The sequence below is a fragment of the Chryseobacterium sp. genome (assembly GCF_019236175.1).
GTDB lineage: Bacteria > Bacteroidota > Bacteroidia > Flavobacteriales > Weeksellaceae > Chryseobacterium.
This window is the reverse complement of the sequence record NZ_JAFAJM010000005.1, coordinates 265,417-285,846: the sequence shown is the minus strand read 5'-3', so window position 1 is coordinate 285,846 and position 20,430 is coordinate 265,417. Positions and strand designations below refer to the sequence as shown.

Here is a 20,430-nt window from a genome sequence, read left to right as displayed (position 1 = left end):
TTTATTTTTAATTTTTTTGGGTGATTTGGTTTACTGAAGCTGTCAGTTCATTCCACGTATTTTGAAGTTCATTCAGGAAAAGTCTTCCTTTTTCTGTGATCTGGTAATATTTTCTGGGCGGGCCTCCCGTTGATTCTTCCCATCTGTAAGAGAGAAATTCTCCGTTTTTAAGTCTTGTGAGAAGAGGGTAGAGGGTGCCTTCCACTACGTCCAGTTTTCCTTTTTTTAGTTCATCTATTAGGTCGGAAACATACATTTCGCGATGATTGATGAGACTTAAAATACAGAATTCCAGAATTCCTTTTCGCATTTGCGCTTTGGTATTTTCAGTATTCATCTTTGATAAGTTTTGTTAATTAGTTCTATTTTTAGAAAAATGCTCCTAGCTAGCTGAGCCTATTCTAATTTTACATTACAAAGATATATAATTAAAATGGTATTATGCAATACAAAGTAGTGGTATTTTTGAAATAATAAGCTTAACTTGTTGTAAATCAATTTAATAAATTTTAGTATTTTTTTGCGTATTTAAAAAAAATACTAAAAATGATCCATTGTTTTAAAAAACATATTTTGAGAACGATCTTAGGTTTCGTATTTTTGTTATGAAATTTTGACAAAAAACACAGGCTTATACCGCTGCCAAAAAGAAAACAAACAATAATATTATAAATAAAGTATAATGAAGATTCAGAAGGAAATAGACTTTATTCTGGCAGTAGATGCCTTGAAAAATGTACAAAGAAGAAATTTTAATGCGGATGACTCCAGAAGAGAAAATACGGCAGAACATTCGTGGCAGATTGTGATTCTGGCACAAATTCTTTATCCGTATGCTAAAAACCGGGCAGATATAGATTTACTCAGAGTGATCAGAATGCTTTCTATCCATGATTTGGTGGAAATTGAAGCAGGTGATACCTTCCTGTTTGATGAAAAAGCAATGGTTGGAAAATTTGAAAGAGAAAAAGTTTCTGCTCAAAAGATTTTTGGAATTTTAGATGAGCCGTTACGGTCGGAATTTTTTAATCTATGGCTGGAATTTGAAGAAGAAAAAACTCCGGATGCTATTTTTGCCTGTGCCATAGACCGGTTCATTCCTTTTATTCTGAATTCCCATACTTCAGGAAAAAGCTGGACAGAGGCCGGAGTTACTGAAAAACAAATCAGAAATATGCTTGAAAATACCATTACCAGAGCATCTGACGAAATGGGAGAAGCCTTTGAATTTTTACTGAACCAAAGTATAGACTCAGAAAAAGTTATAAAATAAACGGGATTCTTTATTTTTTTATATGAAGGAATATAAAATCAGTTCGGGCGGCCAAAGGCCGCCCGAACTGATTTTATAGAATTTGAATTGGTTTCTTGAATTCATCAATCGCTACAAAAGTGAAATCACCAATGATGGCTTTCTCTCTTTCATAAGAATACATCTGCTCAGTATAGATCTCAACATTCACCTTCATACTTGTTTTTCCGACATATGAAACTTTTCCGATCAGCTCCACGATAGTTCCTGCAGGAATAGGCTTTTTAAAATCGATTTTATCACTGCTCACCGTTACCACTCTTTTTCTGGCGAATCGGGTTGCCGTGATGAAGGCTACTTCATCCATCAGCTGCATAGCCGTACCTCCAAACAGGGTATCATAATGATTGGTTGTATTAGGGAAAACCGCTTTAAAAATACTGGTTTCGGATGCTTTAATTCTTTCTTCTGTAGTCATATTTCATTATTAATTAAAGCGAAATGAAATAGTATCAAAACAACAGAATAATAGCAGGAATCTAAGAAATCCCTGAAACCATCCATCAGATCAATAAACTTCAGATCGCGAAAGTTTTTTGTTTAAGAAAAGGCAGGTCTCCTGACTTGTAACATCTTTTATCTCCTTCCCATGCCCCGCACAGTGGATCTTTGATAAAGATTACAGTTACTTACAGTTGCGCGACAGTCCGTGATTTTCACACGATTCCCTTTTAATCTGCGGCTAGGCAGAACCAATTTCTATGATGAATAAGTGTTAAACTTTTTCGGGTGCAAAAATAGTGAATTTATTCCGGATTATGATAAATAATCTGACTGATCACTCTTCCTTTTTTGATTGTCCACAGACTCGTATATCTGTTTTCCCCAGAACCATTGATCATATAAAGGAAAATGTTATCATTATCCAGAGACGTTACCCCTACATTATTGAAATCCATTGTGGGCTGAAACATATTTTTGATGGCTTCCCTTACAAAAACGGACCCTCTTCCGGGCTGTTGTACTCTGATAGATTTGATTTCGGTCATTCCTTCAGGCAGCTCATCACTGATTCCCCATGGTTTTACCTTATCAATAGTCAGAAGTTTTCCGCTGGCATCTTTTTCTTTCTTACGATATCCTGCATTAGAAGGATATACATCAATCACCACTTTGCTTCTCTGGGCTGTAGGTACTTTAGGATCAGAATTATCTGTGAAAATTAATGATCTTCCGTTTTTAGATTTGGAAGGGGTATAGGCCGGAAGCTGATCAATATAAGCGATACGCTCTTTGTTGACCATTCCTTCCTTGTCAAGTGTCTCATACCTTACAAAAGGTTTTTCATCGTCCTGTTTTTCAGGATATTTGATCCATATCCATTCCGTTTCTCCGGGAGCCGGCTTTACATAAACAAAAACATCTCCTTTACGCATACGGATCTTATCTACAATTTTTCTGTAGTTGTCTTTATGTACACGTACATTAGCATATCCCTCCTCAGCTTTTACCACTCCGAAAGGAACTTTATTCTGTCCTTTAGCAAATGCCAATGAAAAAATACTGAAAGCAGATATATAGAATGCTTTATTTATGGAAATCATGATGATAATTTTTAATCCTCCAAATATATAAATTAAATGCTTTTCCGAAGATACTTATCCCGTTGCAGTTATTTTAAATCTTGTATTTGCTATAAGTAAGCGCTACGAAACCATTAAAAAGAAAAAGAGTGTTGAAAGCAACACTCTTTTTTTGATTATACCATTTAAATTTTTTTGTTCGTTGGTTGCCCAATTGCTTAAATTCTCTCCAGTTCATCCGCATCAATCGTCGTCTTGAAAGTTCCGTAATTAACGATCACTTTGTTTCTGGAAATTTTTTCAATAGTTCCTACACTGGTACTTCCAGTAATGCGTACACGCTGGCCTATTTTCATCCAGACGGCACGGTCACTCTTGCGTTTTTCTTCAAGCCTTTCATTGGTTTCCGCAATTTTTTCAATCACTTCTTCCTTTTTAAGCTGTTGCGTGATTTTTCTCTTCACCACCTGAAGACGTTTGGATTCATCTTTGTCTGCCCCCAGTTTTCTGAATTTCTCCTGTTCAAGTAATTTTACAAAATCTTTAACAACATCTTTTCTGGATTTCCCTTTTGTATAGCTTTCAATGAATGTTTCAATCTTATTTCCGAACTGAAGTTTACGATGTTCTTCTTCATACAATTTCTGAAAATTGAATAACTTCTGCTGAAGCTGATCATTCAGTTTCTGAAGATTATCTCGTTTATCCTCTACAGACTCTTTTCTTTCCGCAAGATCAGATTTCAGTTTTTCAACTTCAAATTTTTCCTGCTGAAGCTTAACAATGGTTTTATCAAGATTCACAATGTCATGTTCTACTTTTTTCTTGGCAGAATGAATGATAAATCTAGGAATTTTATTTTTTTCTGCAACCTCAAACGTGAATGAACTACCGGCCTGGCCGACTTCCAGTTTATACATTGGTTCCAGAGTTTCTTCATTGAAAAGCATGGCTGCATTCTGAGCATTAGGAAGCTGTTCTATGACCAGTTTGATGTTTGTGTAATGCGTTGTAATAATTGCAAAACTCTTTTTATCATAGAAAAACTCCATAAAACTTTCTGCCAGAGCTCCCCCTAATTCAGGATCAGAACCGGTTCCGAATTCGTCAATCAATAATAAAGTATCAGCATCAGCCTCACGGATAATTCCTGACATTTTCTTTAATCTTGATGAATAGGTCGACAGGTGGTTTTCAATCGACTGGTTATCACCAATATCTGTCATGATCTTTTCAAAGAAAAACATTTCAGACTTGGGATGCACAGGAACCAAAATCCCAGTCTGAATCATCAGTTGAAGCAGTCCTACTGTTTTCAGCGTAATGGATTTTCCTCCTGCATTCGGTCCGGAAATACAGATGATTCTGTTGTGTTCCGTTAAAGCCAGGGTTTGTGGGTGAATCGTTTTATTTTCTTCTTTATTTCTCAGCCATAGTAACGGGTGGAAAGCATCTTTCAGCCTTAATGTTTTATGACGGTTGATCTTCGGGAGTACACCATTAATTAATTCTGCAAACTTTGCTTTAGCTCTCGTAAGGTCAAGATCAAAAATATAAATCTGGTACCTCCACAGCTGAGGCTGGAATTCGGCAAGTTCTGCAGTGAGTTTTCTCAGTACCTTATCAATCTCTTTTTTCTCTTCCTCTTCATTCTCACGAAGCTTGAAATAGTGTTTTACAACACTGTCCGGCTGAATATAAGTGATAGAACCTGTTTTTGAAATTCCAAGTGTTCTTCCGGGAACTCTTTTCTTAAATCCTGATTTTACAGCAAGCACCCTTTGGTCATCAATAATCGTTTCCCGTATATCATCCAGAAAGTCACTTTGTCCATAGGTGGTCAGTGCGCGGTTGAAGTTTTCCTGAATCGCTTTTTTAGCATGTTGAATCTCTGTTCTTATTCCTTTTAATGCTGGGGAAGCTTCATTTTTTACTTCACCGAAACGGTTGAAAACCTTATCTACTTTCTCAATAATTTCTTTTCTGAATTCCAGTACGGAAACATCTTCCATTAAAGTAGGAAAAGTTTCCGGCATGGTAGGGAAGAACTTCTGGAGTTTTCCGATTTGTTCCGTGATGGTTTTGATTTTAATGAAAGCGCTGTTTTCCAGGCGATAATTCTCAATCAGCATTACTTTCAGCTCACTTTCGATATCTTCATATTCATCAAACGGAATTGCATTTGAACTTTCAAAACTCGACAGGTATTCTGACGTTTTTTTCAATGAAAGTTCTGCCTCGTCTATTTCCATCGGACGAAGTTGAAGAATTTTTTCTCTTGTTTTCGGAGAATACGCAAATGGGGAAATTTCCGCGAGCAATTGCGGAAACTCTAATTCGTCTAAATCTTCTTTATCTATATACACCATGCAAATTTAGTGAGAAAATGTGAATGTAATACGGTGGTAATTTGAAAATGAGCAGATTTGGAAGCTGAAAGTTGAAAAAATCAAGACTTTTTAATGATAAAGAGCTTGTAATTGATCAGGGTTTAATACATTTGGAAGATGAGACTGGAAACCCAAAGACTGATTTTAAAAGAAATCGATGAAAGTCATACCGAAGATATTCTGAGGATCAGAAGCAATGAGCTGATCAATCGGTATGTGAAAAGAAATTCACCGAAAACCAATTATGATGCATTAGAATTTATCTTAAGCATCAGAAAAAGAACACAGAATAAAGAAATTATCTTCTGGGGAATTTCCTGTAAAGGCAAGAACAATTTTATCGGAACCATCTGTCTATGGAATTTTTCTGAAAACAGGCAGACAGCCGAAGTAGGGTACGAGCTGCTTCCCGACTATCATAAAAAAGGAATTATGAGTGAGGCACTAGGTTCGGTTTTAGATTATGGATTTAATGACTTAAATTTACAGGAAATTTTAGCTTTCACCCATCAGCAGAATGAGAATTCTCAACGATTGCTTCTAAAACATCATTTCATTTTGGAAGAAAATAAAACAGATAACAAAAATCCTGAAAATGTGATTTTTTGTTTGAAAAGATGAGTCTAAAGCAGCAAATAATAATCAATTTTAAAATTTTCAGACTGAATTATGACCTGGACAGAAATTTTAGCCCCGATAAAGAGTACAGAATACTTTAAGACCTTATGGGAAAAAGTAAAAAATGAATATGCAACCACTAAAGTTTTTCCTCCGAAAAATCAGATTTTCAGAGCTCTGGAGATTACACCTTTTGAAGATATAGAAGTAGTGATTATAGGGCAGGACCCTTACCATAATGATGATCAGGCGAACGGTCTGTGTTTTTCTGTTTCCGAGAAGGTAACCGCACCGCCGTCGCTTAAAAATATTTTCATCGAATTAAAAGATGATCTGGGTGTGGTAAGAACATCAAAAGAACTGGATGATTGGGGAAAACAGGGCGTATTGATGCTGAATGCTACCCTGACAGTTCGTGCTCATTCTCCGAATTCCCATAAAGATCTGGGCTGGGAGAAATTTACCAACTATATTATCAAAGAAATCTCAGATAAAAAAGAAAATGTAGTTTTTGTCCTCTGGGGAGCTTTTGCACAGAAAAAAGCCGAACTTATCAATCCGGCTAAGCATTTTATTTTAAAATCGGCGCACCCGTCACCATTTTCTGTCTACAGAGGATTTTTCGGGAGTAAACCTTTTTCAAAAATTAATGAATATCTTGTCTCAAAAGGGAAGAAACCTATTTCGTGGTAGCACCGGAAGTATTTTCCGTCTTTTTTACCGTAATCCCTATTTTATATTTTTCAGCAGGTATTCTTAGTCCGTCTGAAGATTTTGGATAGGGAGTCACTTCCTGTAGTGTAATGGTATATCCGTTGAAATCGGCAGACTGATGATAATTCCTTGCGGGATGATCCATACTGGCGAGGCTTATAGTCTCAGGTCTGGTTGTAATTCCCATCACTTCTATTTTGGCAACAGCTACTCCGGCCCATATACAATTGGTTCCTTCAGGACAGCGGCTGTCTTCTGAAATACCTTTGAATGTAATATTTACTTCAGCTTCTTTCAGAAATTTATTTTGTCCCTGGGTAAAATAAATGATATCTCCTTTCTGATCGGAAGCTTTTGTAGACGCTGTGCTGGTGCTCATTTCAGATGTTTTTGTTTCGGTTTTTATTTTCTTTTGGGCATCACATCCTGTTAATGCAAGAATTCCCAGGCTGAATATAAGGGCTTTATGGAACATAGTTTCTTTTTTTATTTTTATTTAAATGATATTGAACATATTAAGAAATACTACCAAAAACATTGCCACTCCGACAACAAAACTGAATCCGGTGCCGTAGATAAACCCAAGAAAAGCTCCTTTCGTAGACTGAAGGGCTTTATTTATGTCCTTACTGTCATGAAGAAGTTCTCCCATAAATACACCGGCAAACATCCCGATCAGAAATCCTAACGGCAGGGGAATAAACAACATTCCTAAAATGGTTCCGATGACAGAGCCGATACTTCCCCAGCGGGTACCTCCATATTTTCTGTTGGTTCTCGCCGGAATCACATAGCTTAATACAACAGAAGCCACAGTCAGAATTCCAAATATCCAGACATAGACCATAGGAAGGTTTGCATCGGTTCCGAATTTATAGATCAGAAGCCCGCAAATGCTTAATAATAAACCCGGTAAAACAGGCAGAAATGTTCCTAATATTCCTACTACTAATAAAATAAGACAGAGAATATTAATGATTGTATTATCCATTCTTTAAAATATAAACGAATATATGAAAAAAGAAAAATTATGCCATATTGATAATTTGGGCTGAAAATTGATTGTGAATATTTAAATCGTCATTCTTATTTTATAAATTTGCTGTCAATGAAAGATGATATTCAAGATACTAAAAACTATTTGCAGGAAATAAGCGAACAGTTGTACATTTACATTTCTCAGGTTTCTCCGTCCGGGCTGGACTGGATCATACATATCATTGTAAAACTGGCCCTGCTTTGTGCCCTGTTCCTGCTTGCAGATTTTATTTTTAAATTCGCGATCAATTCTGTTTTTCGTTTATTTCATAACGAGGAAAAGTTTCCGGTTTTAAAATCAATCTATCAGTCTAAGATTACCAATTCCGTTGCTCATTTTGCTGCACTGACCATTGTGGGCGGAATACAAAGCTCCATTTTTCCTGAAGGAGCACTTCCTAAAACAACCATCTTTATTATTAGAAGTGTTAATTTGGGACTGGTCCTGATTCTTGCAGGAATGCTATACCGGTCGCTGGCTGCATTTAGAAATTATTTCGCCATCAAACAGGACTTTTATAAAATTATGGCTTTAAATGCCATTTCGGAAACCGTTAAGATTCTGGGGATTTTTATATTTTCCGTAGTAGGGCTCTGTGTGGTTTTTGGAATCAAAGGAACCACCATCGTAGGAAGTCTGGGAGCGATTACCGCAGTCCTGGTTCTTGTGTTCAGAGATACGATTTTAGGATTTGTTACCGGAATTCATGTGGCTACTTCCAAGAATATGAAAGTAGGGGACTGGATCAGTATTCCCAAATACAGTATAGAAGGAAATATTACAGAAATAAGCCTCCTGACTACAAAAATCACCAACTTTGATAAAACTGTTTCTACAATTCCGACTTATGATTTCCTGACTACGGAGATCAAAAATATGCAGGTGATGTCTGAATCCAATACGAGAAGGATCAAAAAATCTATTTACTTTAATATCAATTCTTTTAAATTTTTAACAGATGAGGATATTGAAAGGTTAAAAGAAATAAACCTGATTTCAGATTATCTCGAACAGAAAAATATTGAAATTAAAAACGAAAATGCAAGTCTTGAACATAAGGATAAGGTGGTGAACGGAAGACAGCTTACCAATATCGGAGTGTTCAGATATTACGCACAGAAATACATAGAACATGATCCCGATATTGATAAAAAAGGGACAAGAATGGTTCGTCAGCTGGATATAACGCCACAGGGGCTTCCCCTTGAAGTCTACTGTTTTGCCAATGATTCCAAATGGGAACGGTTTGAACAGATTCAGGCGGATATTTTCGACCATTTACTGGTAGCCTCAAAGGAATTTGATCTTCAGGTGATGCAGATCAGTGTGAAAGTGTAAAAAAACGGATGTTCTTCCGGCTGATAAATAATAATATGATTAACAAAGGATATGGGAAGACTGATCTTGAAAAGGTGAGTACATTTGTTCCACCTGTTTCCAGCTTTTTATATTTAATATCTAAATAAAGAAATGACAAAATTAAGCGTAAACATTAATAAGATTGCGACATTAAGAAATGCGAGAGGAAGTGAAACACCAAGTGTGACAGAAGCTGCTGTAAAAATCCAGGAGTTCGGAGGACAGGGAATTACCATCCACCCAAGACCCGATGAGAGGCATATTACAAGAAAAGATGTCTATGATCTGAAACCATTGGTTACTACTGAATTTAATATTGAAGGGAATCCGCACCAGAGTTTTATTGATATGGTACTGGATGTGAAGCCGGAGCAGGTTACATTGGTTCCTGATGCAGATGATGCTATTACTTCGAATGCAGGATGGGATACCAAAAAACATTTGGATTATCTTACGGAAATTATCGCGGCGTTTAAAAACGCGGGAATCCGTACCTCTATCTTTCTTGACCCTTTACCTGAACTGGTAGAATATGCTGCAAAAACAGGTGCAGACAGAATTGAACTCTACACAGAAGCTTACGCGAAAAATTATACAGTTAATAAAGAACAGGCGATCAAACCTTATTATGATACAGCGGTAGCTGCAACAGAATTTGGACTTGGAATCAATGCAGGACATGATTTAAGTCTGGATAATTTAAAATACTTTGCAGATCATATTCCCAATCTGCTGGAGGTTTCTATAGGACATGCTTTGGTTTCTGAGGCACTTTATATGGGATTGGAGAATACAGTTCAGGCTTATCTGAAAAGACTGGCAAAATGGTAAACAATATGGAAATATTAAACTCGAAAATATTTGGCGAAAATCTGACAACGACGCCATTACTGGTTTTTCACGGATTATTCGGAATGCTGGATAACTGGGGAAGCTTTGGTAAAGATCTGGGGGAGTATCTTCCGGTCCATCTGATCGATTTAAGAAATCACGGACGGAGTTTTCATTCGGATAGCATGTCTCATGATGATCTGGCAGATGATATTGCCCGATATATGGATCACTACGGAATTCAGAAAGCTCATGTTTTAGGACATTCTTTAGGAGGGAAAGCTGTAATGCAGTTTGCTATACAATATCCTGAAAGAGTAGAAAAACTGATTGTTGTGGATATTTCACCTAAAGCATATCCACCGCATCATCAGGGAATTATAAAAGCACTGGAAAGTGTGGATTTCAATACCGTCAATTCAAGAAATGAGGTGGAAGCGGTCTTAAATCAGTACATCCCCGAAAGATCTACCGTTCAGTTTTTAACAAAAAATCTGTATTGGGACGATCAGAAAAAACTCAACTGGAGATTCAATCTTAAAACCTTATCTGAAAAATATAATGAATTTGTTTCCAATGCTATAAAATTTGGCGTTTTTGAAGGAGAAACCTTATTTATTGCCGGTGACAGGTCTAATTATATTCTCCCGCAGGATGAATATGGGATTAAACAACAGTTTCCGAAAGCTAAAATTGTTATTGTAAAGAATGCGGGACACTGGGTACAGGCTGAAAATCCTGTTGATTTTGCAAATGTAGTGAAGGGATTTCTTGGTTTAGGTTAAATTTGTACTTGATTTTTGATGTTTGTGTTAAAATTTTATTAAAATTTTAGATTATATCTCCATGAGTTGAATTTTTTTGTACTTTGGATTGTCAAAAAAATAAAATTATTACCTTATGGAAAACAAAAATTTAAAAAAGAAGCCATTCTTTGCATCATTCTTAGAAAAGCAACTTAAAGACCCTGAAACGGTAAAAGGAGGGGCCGCTTCTGTTACTTCACTTCTTAAAGATGATATTATGACCACTACAGCCCTTGAAGACAGTGCTACACTTCCTTCAAACGACGGGCACGTAACGATGAAGTATCCTTCTGATAGTGATGAAGCAGGAGATGCAGTATAAGTTCAGATACAAATTCAATTATATATCAAGTCAAAACTAAATCATTATGGAAAATAAAAATTCAAAGAAGAAGCCGTTTTTTGCATCATTCTTAGAAAAGCAAATCAAAGATCCTGAAACCGTAAAAGGAGGAACGGATATCACTATTCCTGAAAGAGATGTCGTTACAAAACCAATTGTTGACAATGTAACGTCTGCAACAGGAGATATGGAACATACGATGAAGTATCCTTCCGATGGTGATGATGATGTTCAATACGTATAATATAAATCAAGTATAATAACAAAATCATAAGAAAGGAAACTTAAACATTAAGTTTCCTTTCTTAATAAATACGGCTAATGATTCTCTGCATCACTCATTCACAGGATTTTTATAATATCGACCTCTTTTTTGAGTATCTCTCTTCTAAAAATATTCCTTATTTCAGACTAAATTCCGACCGGCTGAATCATCTTCAGAAAATCAATATCAATGAAAATTCATTTGAATTGACAGACGAGTTTGGACATACCCTACATTCAGATCAGATTAAAGCGGTATGGCACAGAAAAGCCTGGAAAATAGGAATTCCGGAAGAGCTGGATGAAGATTATGAGAAAATTTATCTTCAGGAATACGCAAGTATACGCTATAATCTGATTACTATTTTAGAAAATATTCCATGGATTAATCCTTATGAAAAGGAGAAAAAAACTGATGGTAATAAAATGTATCAGCTGAAAATGGCTCAAAAAAACAATCTTATTACCCCCAAAACTCTTTTTTCTAATGACGAAGAGACCATAATCTCTTTTTTTCATCAGTATTGCAATGGGAAAGCTATTGCTAAACTTCATAATGTAGTAGCCAAAACCATGAGTGGTGAGAATCAGGTTTCTACAATGGTCATTGAAAAGGATACACTGGAATATATTTCAGATATCGCCTACTGCCCGATGATTTTCCAGCCTTATATCGATAAAGAATATGAGTTGAGAATTGTTTATGTGGATGGGGAATTTTTTACGGGTAAAATTAATAATTCTGAGCATGTTGACTGGCGTGTGGTTCATCATGATTATTTCTGGTCTGCTTATGAATTACCGGAAGATGTTAAAGTAAACCTGACTTCCATGATGAAGGAAATGGGACTTTATGTAGGAGCGATAGACGTGATCAAAGGAAGAGACGGAAGATATTATTTTCTGGAAGTAAATCCGCAGGGAGAATGGGGAATGCTGCAAAAAGAGCTGGGTTTTCCCATCGCACAGAGAATTGCCGACAATCTTATAAAAAGAATCAGTTTCCATGGATAAAATTTTAATTATAACACATACTAAAGATAATTTCTCAATCGAAAAAGTAACGGAATATATTGAGAAAAATGATTGTGAAGTCATTCGTTTTGACGTAGATTTATACCCTTTACAAAATAAATTGTCCACTGTTTTCAAGGACGGAGAATGGGCAACTATTCTTGAAACCGCCGACAAAAAATATCGCCTGGATGATATTGCCGCCATCTGGTACAGAAGAGCCTATAATATAGGTACTGGCCTTAAAGAAGAACTGGATACCAAGTTTTATGGGCCAGCCATGGGAGAAATCCGAAATACACTTTTTGGTTTTATTGAATCGGTAGATGCTTATTCTCTGGGAAAACCGAGTGTTTACAGGAGACTGGACAGTAAAGAGGAACAGCTGAAAATTGCTCATAAAATAGGATTTAAAGTTCCGGAAACCTGTATTACCAATAACGCTGAAGAAGCCAGAAAATTTATTCTTACCCACCAGAATGTTGTAGCTAAAATGCAGACAGGTTTTGCTATTTATGAAAATGGAGTAGAGAATGTAGTTTTCACTAATGTAGTGAGGGAAGATAAGCTGGAAGAGCTGGACTCTCTGTTGTATTGTCCGATGCAGTTCCAAAGAATGATCGAGAAGAAAAGAGAACTCAGAGTTACTGTTGTGGGACGTGATATTTACGCATTTGAAATCGATTCCCAACAATTTGAGGATGCAAAGGTAGACTGGAGAAAAGACGGAGCCAATCTGATCAACAAATGGATCAGGACAGAACTTCCGGTAGAAATCGGGGAAAAAATACTGGAACTCCTGGATGTTTATCATGTAGATTATGGTGCAATAGACATCATTGTCTCTCCTGATGATGAGTATTATTTCATTGAGATCAATGCGGCGGGAGAGTTTTTCTGGCTGGACAATCTTACAGAAGACAATCTTATTTCCAAGAGTATTGCAGATGTACTTTGCGATAAAGCACCGAGAAGAAATAATATGGTAATGGCTTAAAATAAAAGCTGTTTTCTTATAAAAGTCCTGATGGTTTTAGTTTAAAATTTCAGGACTTTTTTATGTTGTCATATTGAAACTACAGGAGATTATAATAAGTCTTTCAAAACTTTTATGGTTTTGTGGTTCAAAATTTACAGGAGGTAACTTTGATCTTCGGATTTCTTGTTTTCAAAATAATAATATTGGTTAAATTAAATTGAATTATGCTTTAAAAATCGCAAATTTGCAAAAGCAGTTTTTCATATAACTTTCAGATAAGAATGAAGAATTGCCGGATAGAAAATATTGTCATATTTTAGTCAGCAATCAAGTAATATAATTAATGGTTTTTGTAACGGGTGCAACCGGTATTCTGGGAAGAATAATCGTGCTGGAACTTCTTAAAAGAGGGAAAAATGTGCGGGCTTCCAAAAGAGCGGGAAGTAATTTAAACGAAGTAAGGAATTCCTATAGCTTTTATACAGAAAACCCTGATGATTTTTTCAATAAGATCGAATGGGTCAATGTGGATTTCGATGATATTCATGCTCTCCAGGATGCACTGAAAGGAGTAGATGAGGTATATCATTGTGCCGCAAAAGTAAGCTTTCATCCCAAAGATGAAAAAGAAATGTATCATACCAATATCAAAGGAACGGAAAATCTTCTGTTTGCCTGTGAAGGTTCTGACGTAAAGAAGTTTCTGCACGTAAGCTCTGTTGCCGTTCTGGATAACTTTAATGAAAAAGGTGAGCTGGACGAAGATTCTGATTTTAATCCTAAACTAGAACATTCAGCCTATGCGATTTCTAAACATTTATCTGAAATGGAAGCATGGAGAGCCTCTGCTGAAGGATTAAATGTGGCTATTATCAATCCGGGAATGATTATAGGAAGTGGTAACTGGACTCAAAGCAGCGGAGAGCTTTTTTCTACTTTTGAAGACAACAGCTTTACATTTGCAGGCGGTTCCGCATATGTGGATGTAAGAGACGTGGCAAAAATCGCTGTAGAATTACTAGAAAATAATATTTTCGGAGAACGTTTTATCATCGTTTCTGAGAATAAAAGATATGCTGAACTGGCAAAGCAGGTCAGAACAAGACTGGGTCTTAAAGACGCAACAATACTTTCCGAATCTTTACTGAACGTTGGAAGAGCAGCGAATATCCTGTTCGGATGGCTGATTCCGAAACTGAAAATGGTTACCAAATCAAATATTGAAGCCATATCTTCATTCAACACTATTTCCAACCAAAAAATTAAAGATAAACTGAATTATCAGTTTATTCCCGTACAAGAAAGTATAGACTTTCACCTGAATAATTATATTAACGACAAAAAGCTGAAGAAATGAATCTGGCAGAGGCAATTATCCTTAAAAATGTAGAAAAACACCCTGTAAAAGCTGCTATTGGCTTTAAAAAGAAAGATGAAGCCTGGAAAGAGCTGAGCTGGAAAAAATTCAGTGAGATTGTTTTTAAAGCAGCTAACGCATTACAGGAAGCCGGAGTTCAGGAAGGAGACAGAGTAGCCATCTATTCGGATAACTCTTCTGAATGGATGATCTTTGATCTGGCTACCATGGCCATCGGAGCTATTACTGTCCCTATTTACTCAACCAATAATGCAGAACAGGCAGAGTATATCCTCAATGATTCCGGATCCAAAGTGGTTCTGGTAGGAAATCAGGCTCAGTATGACGCCTGTCTTGACATTTTACAAAAAGAAGAAAATACTCTTGAAACGATTGTTGTTTCCAAGAAAGCCGCCTGGATCAAGAAAGAATTCAACAGTTTTTATCTTGAGGATTTTGTTGCAAAAGCCTCTCCAAAGCTGGAAATCTGTAAAAGAGAATATGATGATACTGCAACACTGATTTATACTTCGGGAACAACAGGTACACCGAAAGGAGTAATGCTTACTCATGGAAACTTTATCAAAGCTTTTGATTCACATTTTGAATTTTTTAAGTTTAAAAATTTTGAAGAAGAACTTTCATTGGCATTTCTGCCACTTAGCCATGTTTTTGAAAGAAGCTGGAGTCTTCTTTGCCTGTATGGAGGAGCAAGGGTATATTTCCTTGAAGATCCGAAAAATGTAGCAAAGGCACTGGAAGAAGTAAAACCTACAACGATGTGTGCGGTACCGAGATTTTTCCAGAAGGTATACGCCGGTGTCCTGGAAAAAGCAGAAGAAAGCTCACCATTAAAGAAAAAAATCTTTAACTGGGCTTTGAAAACAGGATGGGAAACAGCAGAACTCAGAAGAAATGAAAAAACAATTCCACTGGGATTAAAAATAAAAGCATCAGTTGCAGATACCCTTGTTTTCAGTAAAATTAAAGAAAAAATGGGCGGAAGACTATGGTTCTTACCTTGTGGTGGGGCATCTCTGTCTCCTGAAGTAACCAAATTCTTTGAATCAGTAGGAATTCATGTTACCGTAGGATACGGTTTGACGGAAACTACGGCTACACTAACTCTTTTTCCTCTAACGCATTTCGAGCATGGTACAAGCGGGAAACCTCTTCCGGGAGTAGAACTTCGTATCGGAGAAAATGACGAAATTCAGGCAAAAGGAAATGGTATCATGAAAGGATACTATAATAAACCAGAGGAAACACAAAAAGTATTTACAGAAGACGGATGGTTTAAAACCGGTGATGCAGGGAAATTTGATGAAAAAGGAAACCTCATTATTACGGACCGTATTAAGGATCTGATGAAAACTTCCAATGGAAAATATATTGCTCCGCAACAGATTGAAAACCTTCTGACCAATAATAATTTTATCCAGCAGATTATGCTGATCGCAGAAGGACGTCAGTTTGTGTCTGCTTTAATTGTTCCGAACTTTGAATTCCTACATGACTTTATTAAGAATCATAATATTCCGTTTACTAATTGGGAAGAAATGGTTAAAAATGATAAAGTCATCGGTTTTTACAAAGAGAAAGTAAAAGAACTCCAGAGTCATCTGGCTGATTATGAGAAAGTGAAGAAATTTACCCTGATGCCTGCAGAATTTGATATCAATACAGGAGAAATTACCCCAACCCTGAAGGTTAAGAGAAATGTAGTATTGAAAAAATATGCAGATATAATAGAGAAGATGTATTAATAATAAAACTTGTAAACTCAGAAATATCATTAGTTCTTAAAAGACTTTCGAAAATATTCTGAGTTAATCTTTATAAAAAAACGGATATCAGGTTTTATCACTTAAAATAAACAATGACAACACAAGAATTTACAGGAACCCCAAATTTTACAATTCATACGCAGACCGTTTCGGAAAGCTGTCCTTCCAATATTGCTCTTATTAAATATTGGGGAAAGTATGCAGATCAGATTCCGGCAAACCCAAGTATCAGCTATACTCTGAATCACTGTAAAACGAATACCAGCATTGAGTTTTTAGCCTATGAGCCGTTTTCTGTTCAGACTTTTCTGGCCGGAAATGAAGAAGTGAAGTTTGCTGAAAAAATTGAAAAATATTTCAGAAATATTGAACAGTATCTGCCATGGATTTTGCAGGGGAAATATATCATCAGAACCGAAAATACTTTTCCTCACAGTTCCGGGATTGCAAGTTCAGCTTCAGGATTTGGAGCCATTGCAAAATGCCTGATGAGTCTGGATACACTATTTACAGATAAATCTTCTGATGAAGAATCATTGAGAAAAGCTTCATTTCTGGCAAGACTTGGAAGTGGAAGTGCCTGCAGAAGTTTATATAACGGACTCGTGGTATGGGGAGAAACAGATGAGGTTACAGGAAGTTCAGATTTGTTTGCTGTTCCGTATCCTGATACAGAAATTCATGAGGTGTTTAAGAATTTCAATGACTGGGTGTTGCTCATTCATGAGGGCCAGAAAAGTGTATCTTCAACAGTAGGACATGGTTTAATGAAAACCAACCCTTATGCGGAAAGAAGATTTCAGGAAGCACGGGAAAATTTCGTTCCGATGAAAGAAATCCTGAAAAACGGAGATCTGGAACAATTTATAAAACTGGTAGAACACGAAGCCCTTACACTTCACGCCATGATGATGATGAGTGATCCCGCATTTATTCTGATGAAGACAGGAACATTAGAAGTAATCAATAAAATCTGGGATTTCAGGAAAGAAACCGGATTGCCGCTCTTCTTCACTCTGGATGCAGGAGCCAACATTCACTTGCTGTTCCCGGATAATAATTCTGAAGATGAAATTAAAAAATTTATTGAAACAGAATTATTACAACACACACAGAAGAACGGAGTGGTAAAGGATGTGATGAGATTTTAAAAAAGAAAATGATATTCAATAGAAGTGGGTTTTAACCCACTTTTTTATTTTAAAGAATAGCCGTAATTCTACGGAACAATCTGTTTTTCTGAAATTATAAAAATACAGATTCAGAATAGGGCAATGATTGATAATTTCAAACAGGCATATCCTTTATTTTTCCTATTTTTATTCATCCAATTCAATCTGTAAAACTTATCTTATGAATAAAACTGGCGGAATTCTTTTGTTATTCAGTACGCTCTGTTTCAGTCAGCAGAATCAGGATATTGAAAAACCTGTCCGTAACCTGTTTCTTGCAATGAAAAATGCAGATCCTGTTTTGCTGAAATCTGTTTTTACTGAAAATGCAATTCTTCAGACGGTAACAAAAGAGGGTATTGTAAAAAGTGACAATATACAGGATTTCATTGCCTCGGTTTCCAAATTTACGAAAGGAGATCTTGATGAAAGAATTCATATAGAGGCTATTCATACGGATGGAAATCTGGCGAGTGTATTTACACCCTATTCTTTTTATAGGAAAGACAACCTCTCACATTGCGGAGCCAATAGCTTTCAGCTGGTAAAACAGAATAACGAGTGGAAAATCCAGTATATTATTGATACCAGAAGAAAAGATAATTGCAGAGAAATAAAATGAAGAATTAAATAGACAACGAATTTAAAAAAAATAAAAAAATGAAGATGAAAATCCATCATATTGCGATTATCTGCTCGGATTATACCGTTTCAAAAAAATTTTATACAGAGATTTTAAACTTAAATGTAATCAGGGAAGTGTATCGTGAAGAGAGGCAGTCTTATAAGCTGGATTTGGCGATCGGGGATCATTACGTTATAGAGCTGTTTTCTTTTCCTGATCCGCCAAAAAGAGCTTCACGTCCTGAAGCATGTGGCTTGAGGCATCTTGCTTTTTCCGTGGAAAATGTATCTGAAAAACGTGCAGAACTAATAGGCAAAGGACTGGATTGTGAAGAAATTCGTATAGATGAATTCACCGGAAAAGAATTCTTCTTTACCCAGGATCCGGATCAGCTCCCGCTGGAGTTTTATGAAATGTAAAATCTAGTGGGCGTAGCCTGCAAAAAAACTTACAGCCATAATGGTTAAAACGATAGAAGAAATGACTACATATACGTAGTCTTTTTCTTTTAAATACCCTATTAATGCAAAAACAATCCGCATCAAAGGGGTGAAAATCAACAAAAGAATTCCCAGCTGAATAATTGCAGAGCCTTCTCCTTTACATAAAGAATCCCAGAAATGGCTCCATACTTTTTCGGAAGAAGTTCCTACATTCAGGCTGCTGTATTTTTTAGGCATTTCAAAACCTTCAACAAATAACTTGACAAACCCTATTAATGAAGTGGCTACCGATAAAATAACTCCTAATCTGAGAAGATTTCCTACGGAGCGATTCAGATCAACATCTGTAAAATTCTTTTTCATTATCTGAAGCTTTTGTTGATACCGTTATACATCATATAAATGGAAAGGATGGTGATCACAATCGCAAAAAATACTTTAAGTTTTTTTGTTTTTGATACCATCAGTGTTTTAGAACCGATGAAACTTCCGATAACCACACCTATCAGTACAGGTGCTACAATAACCGGAATAATTTCTCCCCGCTGAAAGTAGATCAGTGCACTGGCAACTGCCGTTACTCCGATCATGAAATTACTGGTGGTTGTAGAAACTTTAAAAGGTAATTTCATCATATTATCCATAGCCAGTACTTTCAGGGCTCCGGAACCTATTCCAAGAAGTCCGGACATAGCACCGGCAAACATCATCATTAAAAATCCGGGAACGGTATTTCTTGCAGAATAACTTTTTAAAATTCCCTTATCAGGAAAAGTTCCGTGAAGTTTCAGCCTTTCTTCCAGACTTCCTTTTATTAAAGGTTCCTGGTGATCAGGCTTTCCTTTAAGATTTAAAATAACAGTCAAAAGAAGAATACTTGCGAAAATAATTCCAATTGTATTAGGGTTAAGCATTCCCGAAACTAAAGCTCCGATAATTGCTCCGGCAGTGGTTGCTATTTCGAGAAACATTCCGATTCTCATATTGGTAAAACCTTCTTTAACGAAAGCGACAGCTGCACCCGAAGAAGTTCCGATCACAGAGATCAGTGAAGCACCGATTGCGTAATGCATTGGAACGCCGAAACCCAGCGTTAATAAAGGAATGATAATAACTCCTCCTCCTAAACCCGTAAGTGAACCTAAAAGACCAGCGGAAATTGCACCAAGGAAGAGCACGATGATTTCTGACATACTACAAATAATACTACAAATATAAAATTATTGTAGTAGTCTGCCAAACATTTGAAAAAGATAAATTTAACGTATTTTTGTATGCATGAAAAATGAAATGAAATTATTTTACGTTATCCTTGGCGCTACGCCAAAAGGAAGAAACATTGAGCAACACGATGTGTTTTTCGGGATTGCTGAAAATCTTAAAGATCTTGTTCCTGAGATGAAAGACTTTTGGAAAGAAGCAGACGGAAAGATTCATATCGACTGTCATCAGGAAGTGAAATTTGCAGACGGGTATGAAGTTACCATTGTAGAAAAAGGCGAAAAATCATCTGAAGAGCAATTATACTTCCTTAATCTTGGGGGGTATAAAAGAGGGTTTTTTGAAGAATTTCATGAGCAGCATCTGATGGTTGGACAGTCTATGGGAGAAATTATTAAAAGAGCGAAAGCTACCGAATTTTATCAGACCATGGGATTTGAAGGTGCTGTAAGTCATGTAGATGATAAACACGGAGTGGATATTGATGATATTTTCAATGTGAATGATATTCTTCCGGTAAAAATGAAAGAAAAATATTCCATCGTTCTAAAAAAATCAGAAGCGGAAAATCAGGAAAATCAAATGGGACTGGGATATTTGAAAATTGATAAAGTTCAATAAAAGGAAATACAA

The 20,430-nt window shown here is 36.3% G+C and carries 24 protein-coding genes and 1 riboswitch; of the genes, 16 read left to right on the top strand and 8 right to left on the bottom strand.

Going from position 1 to position 20,430, the window contains the following annotated elements; all coding sequences use genetic code 11:
- Positions 1-7 precede the first annotated feature (7 nt).
- On the bottom strand, positions 8-337 hold the full coding sequence (locus tag JO178_RS05520; RefSeq protein WP_291932908.1) for a PadR family transcriptional regulator: 330 nt from the start codon (positions 335-337) through the stop codon (positions 8-10).
- 345 nt (positions 338-682) lie between these two features.
- On the opposite strand from JO178_RS05520, the gene JO178_RS05515 reads away from it, so the two are divergent.
- Positions 683-1,273 carry an HD domain-containing protein gene (locus tag JO178_RS05515; RefSeq protein WP_291932905.1) on the top strand — a complete coding sequence of 197 codons (591 nt, stop codon included), beginning with the start codon at positions 683-685 and terminating at the stop codon, positions 1,271-1,273.
- Between the two features lie 73 nt (positions 1,274-1,346).
- Here the strand turns inward: JO178_RS05515 and JO178_RS05510 are convergent, their stop codons facing one another.
- The 3 genes from JO178_RS05510 to JO178_RS05500 all read right to left on the bottom strand — a co-directional run bounded on the left by JO178_RS05510 (position 1,347) and on the right by JO178_RS05500 (position 5,201).
- Positions 1,347-1,730, bottom strand: a complete 384-nt coding sequence (locus JO178_RS05510) for an acyl-CoA thioesterase (protein WP_291932902.1) — start codon at positions 1,728-1,730, stop codon at positions 1,347-1,349.
- A gap of 113 nt (positions 1,731-1,843) precedes the next feature.
- Positions 1,844-2,024: riboswitch (cobalamin riboswitch) on the bottom strand.
- Positions 2,025-2,058: 34 nt separating this feature from the next.
- The gene (locus tag JO178_RS05505; protein WP_291932900.1) at positions 2,059-2,856 is read right to left on the bottom strand and encodes a hypothetical protein; all 798 of its coding nucleotides are present in this window, start codon (positions 2,854-2,856) and stop codon (positions 2,059-2,061) included.
- Positions 2,857-3,053: 197 nt separating this feature from the next.
- Positions 3,054-5,201, bottom strand: a complete 2,148-nt coding sequence (locus JO178_RS05500; RefSeq protein WP_291932987.1) for a DNA mismatch repair protein MutS — start codon at positions 5,199-5,201, stop codon at positions 3,054-3,056.
- A gap of 141 nt (positions 5,202-5,342) precedes the next feature.
- On the opposite strand from JO178_RS05500, the gene JO178_RS05495 reads away from it, so the two are divergent.
- A complete protein-coding gene (locus tag JO178_RS05495; RefSeq protein WP_291932898.1) occupies positions 5,343-5,846 on the top strand; it encodes a GNAT family N-acetyltransferase in 504 nt (167 codons plus the stop codon).
- Between the two features lie 48 nt (positions 5,847-5,894).
- Positions 5,895-6,536 (top strand): uracil-DNA glycosylase, encoded by a 642-nt coding sequence (locus JO178_RS05490; RefSeq protein WP_291932896.1) that lies wholly within the window; start codon positions 5,895-5,897, stop codon positions 6,534-6,536.
- Here JO178_RS05490 and JO178_RS05485 read toward each other — a convergent pair.
- The gene (locus tag JO178_RS05485; protein WP_291932894.1) at positions 6,523-7,032 is read right to left on the bottom strand and encodes a hypothetical protein; all 510 of its coding nucleotides are present in this window, start codon (positions 7,030-7,032) and stop codon (positions 6,523-6,525) included. The two genes, JO178_RS05490 and JO178_RS05485, sit on opposite strands and share 14 nt — an antisense overlap.
- 21 nt (positions 7,033-7,053) lie before the next feature.
- Entirely contained in the window at positions 7,054-7,548 is a 495-nt protein-coding gene (locus JO178_RS05480) for a DUF456 domain-containing protein (RefSeq protein ID WP_291932893.1), read from the bottom strand.
- A gap of 117 nt (positions 7,549-7,665) precedes the next feature.
- Here JO178_RS05480 and JO178_RS05475 point away from each other — a divergent pair, with 117 nt between their 5' ends.
- The 12 genes from JO178_RS05475 (at position 7,666) to JO178_RS05420 (ending at position 18,552) form a co-directional block, all read left to right on the top strand.
- Entirely contained in the window at positions 7,666-8,934 is a 1,269-nt protein-coding gene (locus JO178_RS05475; RefSeq protein ID WP_291932890.1) for a mechanosensitive ion channel domain-containing protein, read from the top strand.
- Positions 8,935-9,066: 132 nt separating this feature from the next.
- Positions 9,067-9,786, top strand: coding sequence for a pyridoxine 5'-phosphate synthase (locus JO178_RS05470; RefSeq protein WP_291932887.1), 720 nt, complete (start codon positions 9,067-9,069; stop codon positions 9,784-9,786).
- 5 nt (positions 9,787-9,791) lie between these two features.
- Positions 9,792-10,571, top strand: coding sequence for an alpha/beta fold hydrolase (locus JO178_RS05465; RefSeq protein ID WP_291932884.1), 780 nt, complete (start codon positions 9,792-9,794; stop codon positions 10,569-10,571).
- Between the two features lie 115 nt (positions 10,572-10,686).
- Positions 10,687-10,914 (top strand): microviridin/marinostatin family tricyclic proteinase inhibitor, encoded by a 228-nt coding sequence (locus JO178_RS05460; RefSeq protein ID WP_291932881.1) that lies wholly within the window; start codon positions 10,687-10,689, stop codon positions 10,912-10,914.
- A 46-nt stretch (positions 10,915-10,960) separates the two neighbouring features.
- Positions 10,961-11,179: a microviridin/marinostatin family tricyclic proteinase inhibitor gene (locus tag JO178_RS05455; RefSeq protein ID WP_291932878.1), complete on the top strand. Its 219-nt coding sequence runs from the start codon at positions 10,961-10,963 to the stop codon at positions 11,177-11,179.
- A gap of 77 nt (positions 11,180-11,256) precedes the next feature.
- Entirely contained in the window at positions 11,257-12,213 is a 957-nt protein-coding gene (locus JO178_RS05450; RefSeq protein ID WP_291932875.1) for an MvdC/MvdD family ATP grasp protein, read from the top strand.
- Positions 12,206-13,210 (top strand): MvdC/MvdD family ATP grasp protein, encoded by a 1,005-nt coding sequence (locus JO178_RS05445; protein ID WP_291932872.1) that lies wholly within the window; start codon positions 12,206-12,208, stop codon positions 13,208-13,210. Before JO178_RS05450 ends, JO178_RS05445 begins: the two co-directional genes overlap by 8 nt.
- A gap of 325 nt (positions 13,211-13,535) precedes the next feature.
- Entirely contained in the window at positions 13,536-14,549 is a 1,014-nt protein-coding gene (locus tag JO178_RS05440; RefSeq protein ID WP_291932870.1) for an NAD-dependent epimerase/dehydratase family protein, read from the top strand.
- On the top strand, positions 14,546-16,315 hold the full coding sequence (locus JO178_RS05435) for a long-chain fatty acid--CoA ligase (RefSeq protein WP_291932867.1): 1,770 nt from the start codon (positions 14,546-14,548) through the stop codon (positions 16,313-16,315). Before JO178_RS05440 ends, JO178_RS05435 begins: the two co-directional genes overlap by 4 nt.
- A gap of 113 nt (positions 16,316-16,428) precedes the next feature.
- The gene (locus tag JO178_RS05430; RefSeq protein ID WP_291932865.1) at positions 16,429-17,487 is read left to right on the top strand and encodes a diphosphomevalonate decarboxylase; all 1,059 of its coding nucleotides are present in this window, start codon (positions 16,429-16,431) and stop codon (positions 17,485-17,487) included.
- A gap of 202 nt (positions 17,488-17,689) precedes the next feature.
- On the top strand, positions 17,690-18,130 hold the full coding sequence (locus tag JO178_RS05425; protein WP_291932862.1) for a nuclear transport factor 2 family protein: 441 nt from the start codon (positions 17,690-17,692) through the stop codon (positions 18,128-18,130).
- 44 nt (positions 18,131-18,174) lie between these two features.
- On the top strand, positions 18,175-18,552 hold the full coding sequence (locus tag JO178_RS05420; protein WP_291932985.1) for a VOC family protein: 378 nt from the start codon (positions 18,175-18,177) through the stop codon (positions 18,550-18,552).
- 3 nt (positions 18,553-18,555) lie between these two features.
- Here JO178_RS05420 and JO178_RS05415 read toward each other — a convergent pair whose 3' ends face one another.
- On the bottom strand, positions 18,556-18,939 hold the full coding sequence (locus JO178_RS05415) for a DUF1634 domain-containing protein (protein ID WP_291932859.1): 384 nt from the start codon (positions 18,937-18,939) through the stop codon (positions 18,556-18,558).
- Positions 18,939-19,769: a sulfite exporter TauE/SafE family protein gene (locus JO178_RS05410; protein ID WP_291932856.1), complete on the bottom strand. Its 831-nt coding sequence runs from the start codon at positions 19,767-19,769 to the stop codon at positions 18,939-18,941. The genes JO178_RS05415 and JO178_RS05410 overlap by 1 nt, the downstream gene beginning before the upstream one ends.
- Positions 19,770-19,866: 97 nt before the next feature.
- Here JO178_RS05410 and JO178_RS05405 point away from each other — a divergent pair, with 97 nt between their 5' ends.
- Positions 19,867-20,418 (top strand): DUF1543 domain-containing protein, encoded by a 552-nt coding sequence (locus JO178_RS05405; RefSeq protein WP_291932853.1) that lies wholly within the window; start codon positions 19,867-19,869, stop codon positions 20,416-20,418.
- Positions 20,419-20,430 lie beyond the last annotated feature (12 nt).

Excerpts from the sequence above, each read along its gene's own strand:
- JO178_RS05405 (WP_291932853.1), top strand. The coding sequence starts at position 19,867 with ATGAAATTATTTTACGTTATCCTTGGCGCTACGCCAAAAGGAAGAAAC.
- JO178_RS05425 (WP_291932862.1), top strand. The coding sequence starts at position 17,690 with ATGAATAAAACTGGCGGAATTCTTTTGTTATTCAGTACGCTCTGTTTC.
- JO178_RS05485 (WP_291932894.1), bottom strand. The coding sequence starts at position 7,032 with ATGTTCCATAAAGCCCTTATATTCAGCCTGGGAATTCTTGCATTAACA.
- JO178_RS05480 (WP_291932893.1), bottom strand. The coding sequence starts at position 7,548 with ATGGATAATACAATCATTAATATTCTCTGTCTTATTTTATTAGTAGTA.
- JO178_RS05520 (WP_291932908.1), bottom strand. The coding sequence starts at position 337 with ATGAATACTGAAAATACCAAAGCGCAAATGCGAAAAGGAATTCTGGAA.
- JO178_RS05440 (WP_291932870.1), top strand. The coding sequence starts at position 13,536 with ATGGTTTTTGTAACGGGTGCAACCGGTATTCTGGGAAGAATAATCGTG.
- JO178_RS05490 (WP_291932896.1), top strand. The coding sequence starts at position 5,895 with ATGACCTGGACAGAAATTTTAGCCCCGATAAAGAGTACAGAATACTTT.
- JO178_RS05430 (WP_291932865.1), top strand. The coding sequence starts at position 16,429 with ATGACAACACAAGAATTTACAGGAACCCCAAATTTTACAATTCATACG.
- JO178_RS05455 (WP_291932878.1), top strand. The coding sequence starts at position 10,961 with ATGGAAAATAAAAATTCAAAGAAGAAGCCGTTTTTTGCATCATTCTTA.
- JO178_RS05505 (WP_291932900.1), bottom strand. The coding sequence starts at position 2,856 with ATGATTTCCATAAATAAAGCATTCTATATATCTGCTTTCAGTATTTTT.
- JO178_RS05415 (WP_291932859.1), bottom strand. The coding sequence starts at position 18,939 with ATGAAAAAGAATTTTACAGATGTTGATCTGAATCGCTCCGTAGGAAAT.
- JO178_RS05510 (WP_291932902.1), bottom strand. The coding sequence starts at position 1,730 with ATGACTACAGAAGAAAGAATTAAAGCATCCGAAACCAGTATTTTTAAA.
- JO178_RS05470 (WP_291932887.1), top strand. The coding sequence starts at position 9,067 with ATGACAAAATTAAGCGTAAACATTAATAAGATTGCGACATTAAGAAAT.
- JO178_RS05475 (WP_291932890.1), top strand. The coding sequence starts at position 7,666 with ATGAAAGATGATATTCAAGATACTAAAAACTATTTGCAGGAAATAAGC.
- JO178_RS05420 (WP_291932985.1), top strand. The coding sequence starts at position 18,175 with ATGAAAATCCATCATATTGCGATTATCTGCTCGGATTATACCGTTTCA.
- JO178_RS05465 (WP_291932884.1), top strand. The coding sequence starts at position 9,792 with ATGGAAATATTAAACTCGAAAATATTTGGCGAAAATCTGACAACGACG.
- JO178_RS05460 (WP_291932881.1), top strand. The coding sequence starts at position 10,687 with ATGGAAAACAAAAATTTAAAAAAGAAGCCATTCTTTGCATCATTCTTA.
- JO178_RS05435 (WP_291932867.1), top strand. The coding sequence starts at position 14,546 with ATGAATCTGGCAGAGGCAATTATCCTTAAAAATGTAGAAAAACACCCT.
- JO178_RS05515 (WP_291932905.1), top strand. The coding sequence starts at position 683 with ATGAAGATTCAGAAGGAAATAGACTTTATTCTGGCAGTAGATGCCTTG.
- JO178_RS05445 (WP_291932872.1), top strand. The coding sequence starts at position 12,206 with ATGGATAAAATTTTAATTATAACACATACTAAAGATAATTTCTCAATC.
- JO178_RS05410 (WP_291932856.1), bottom strand. The coding sequence starts at position 19,769 with ATGTCAGAAATCATCGTGCTCTTCCTTGGTGCAATTTCCGCTGGTCTT.
- JO178_RS05495 (WP_291932898.1), top strand. The coding sequence starts at position 5,343 with ATGAGACTGGAAACCCAAAGACTGATTTTAAAAGAAATCGATGAAAGT.
- JO178_RS05450 (WP_291932875.1), top strand. The coding sequence starts at position 11,257 with ATGATTCTCTGCATCACTCATTCACAGGATTTTTATAATATCGACCTC.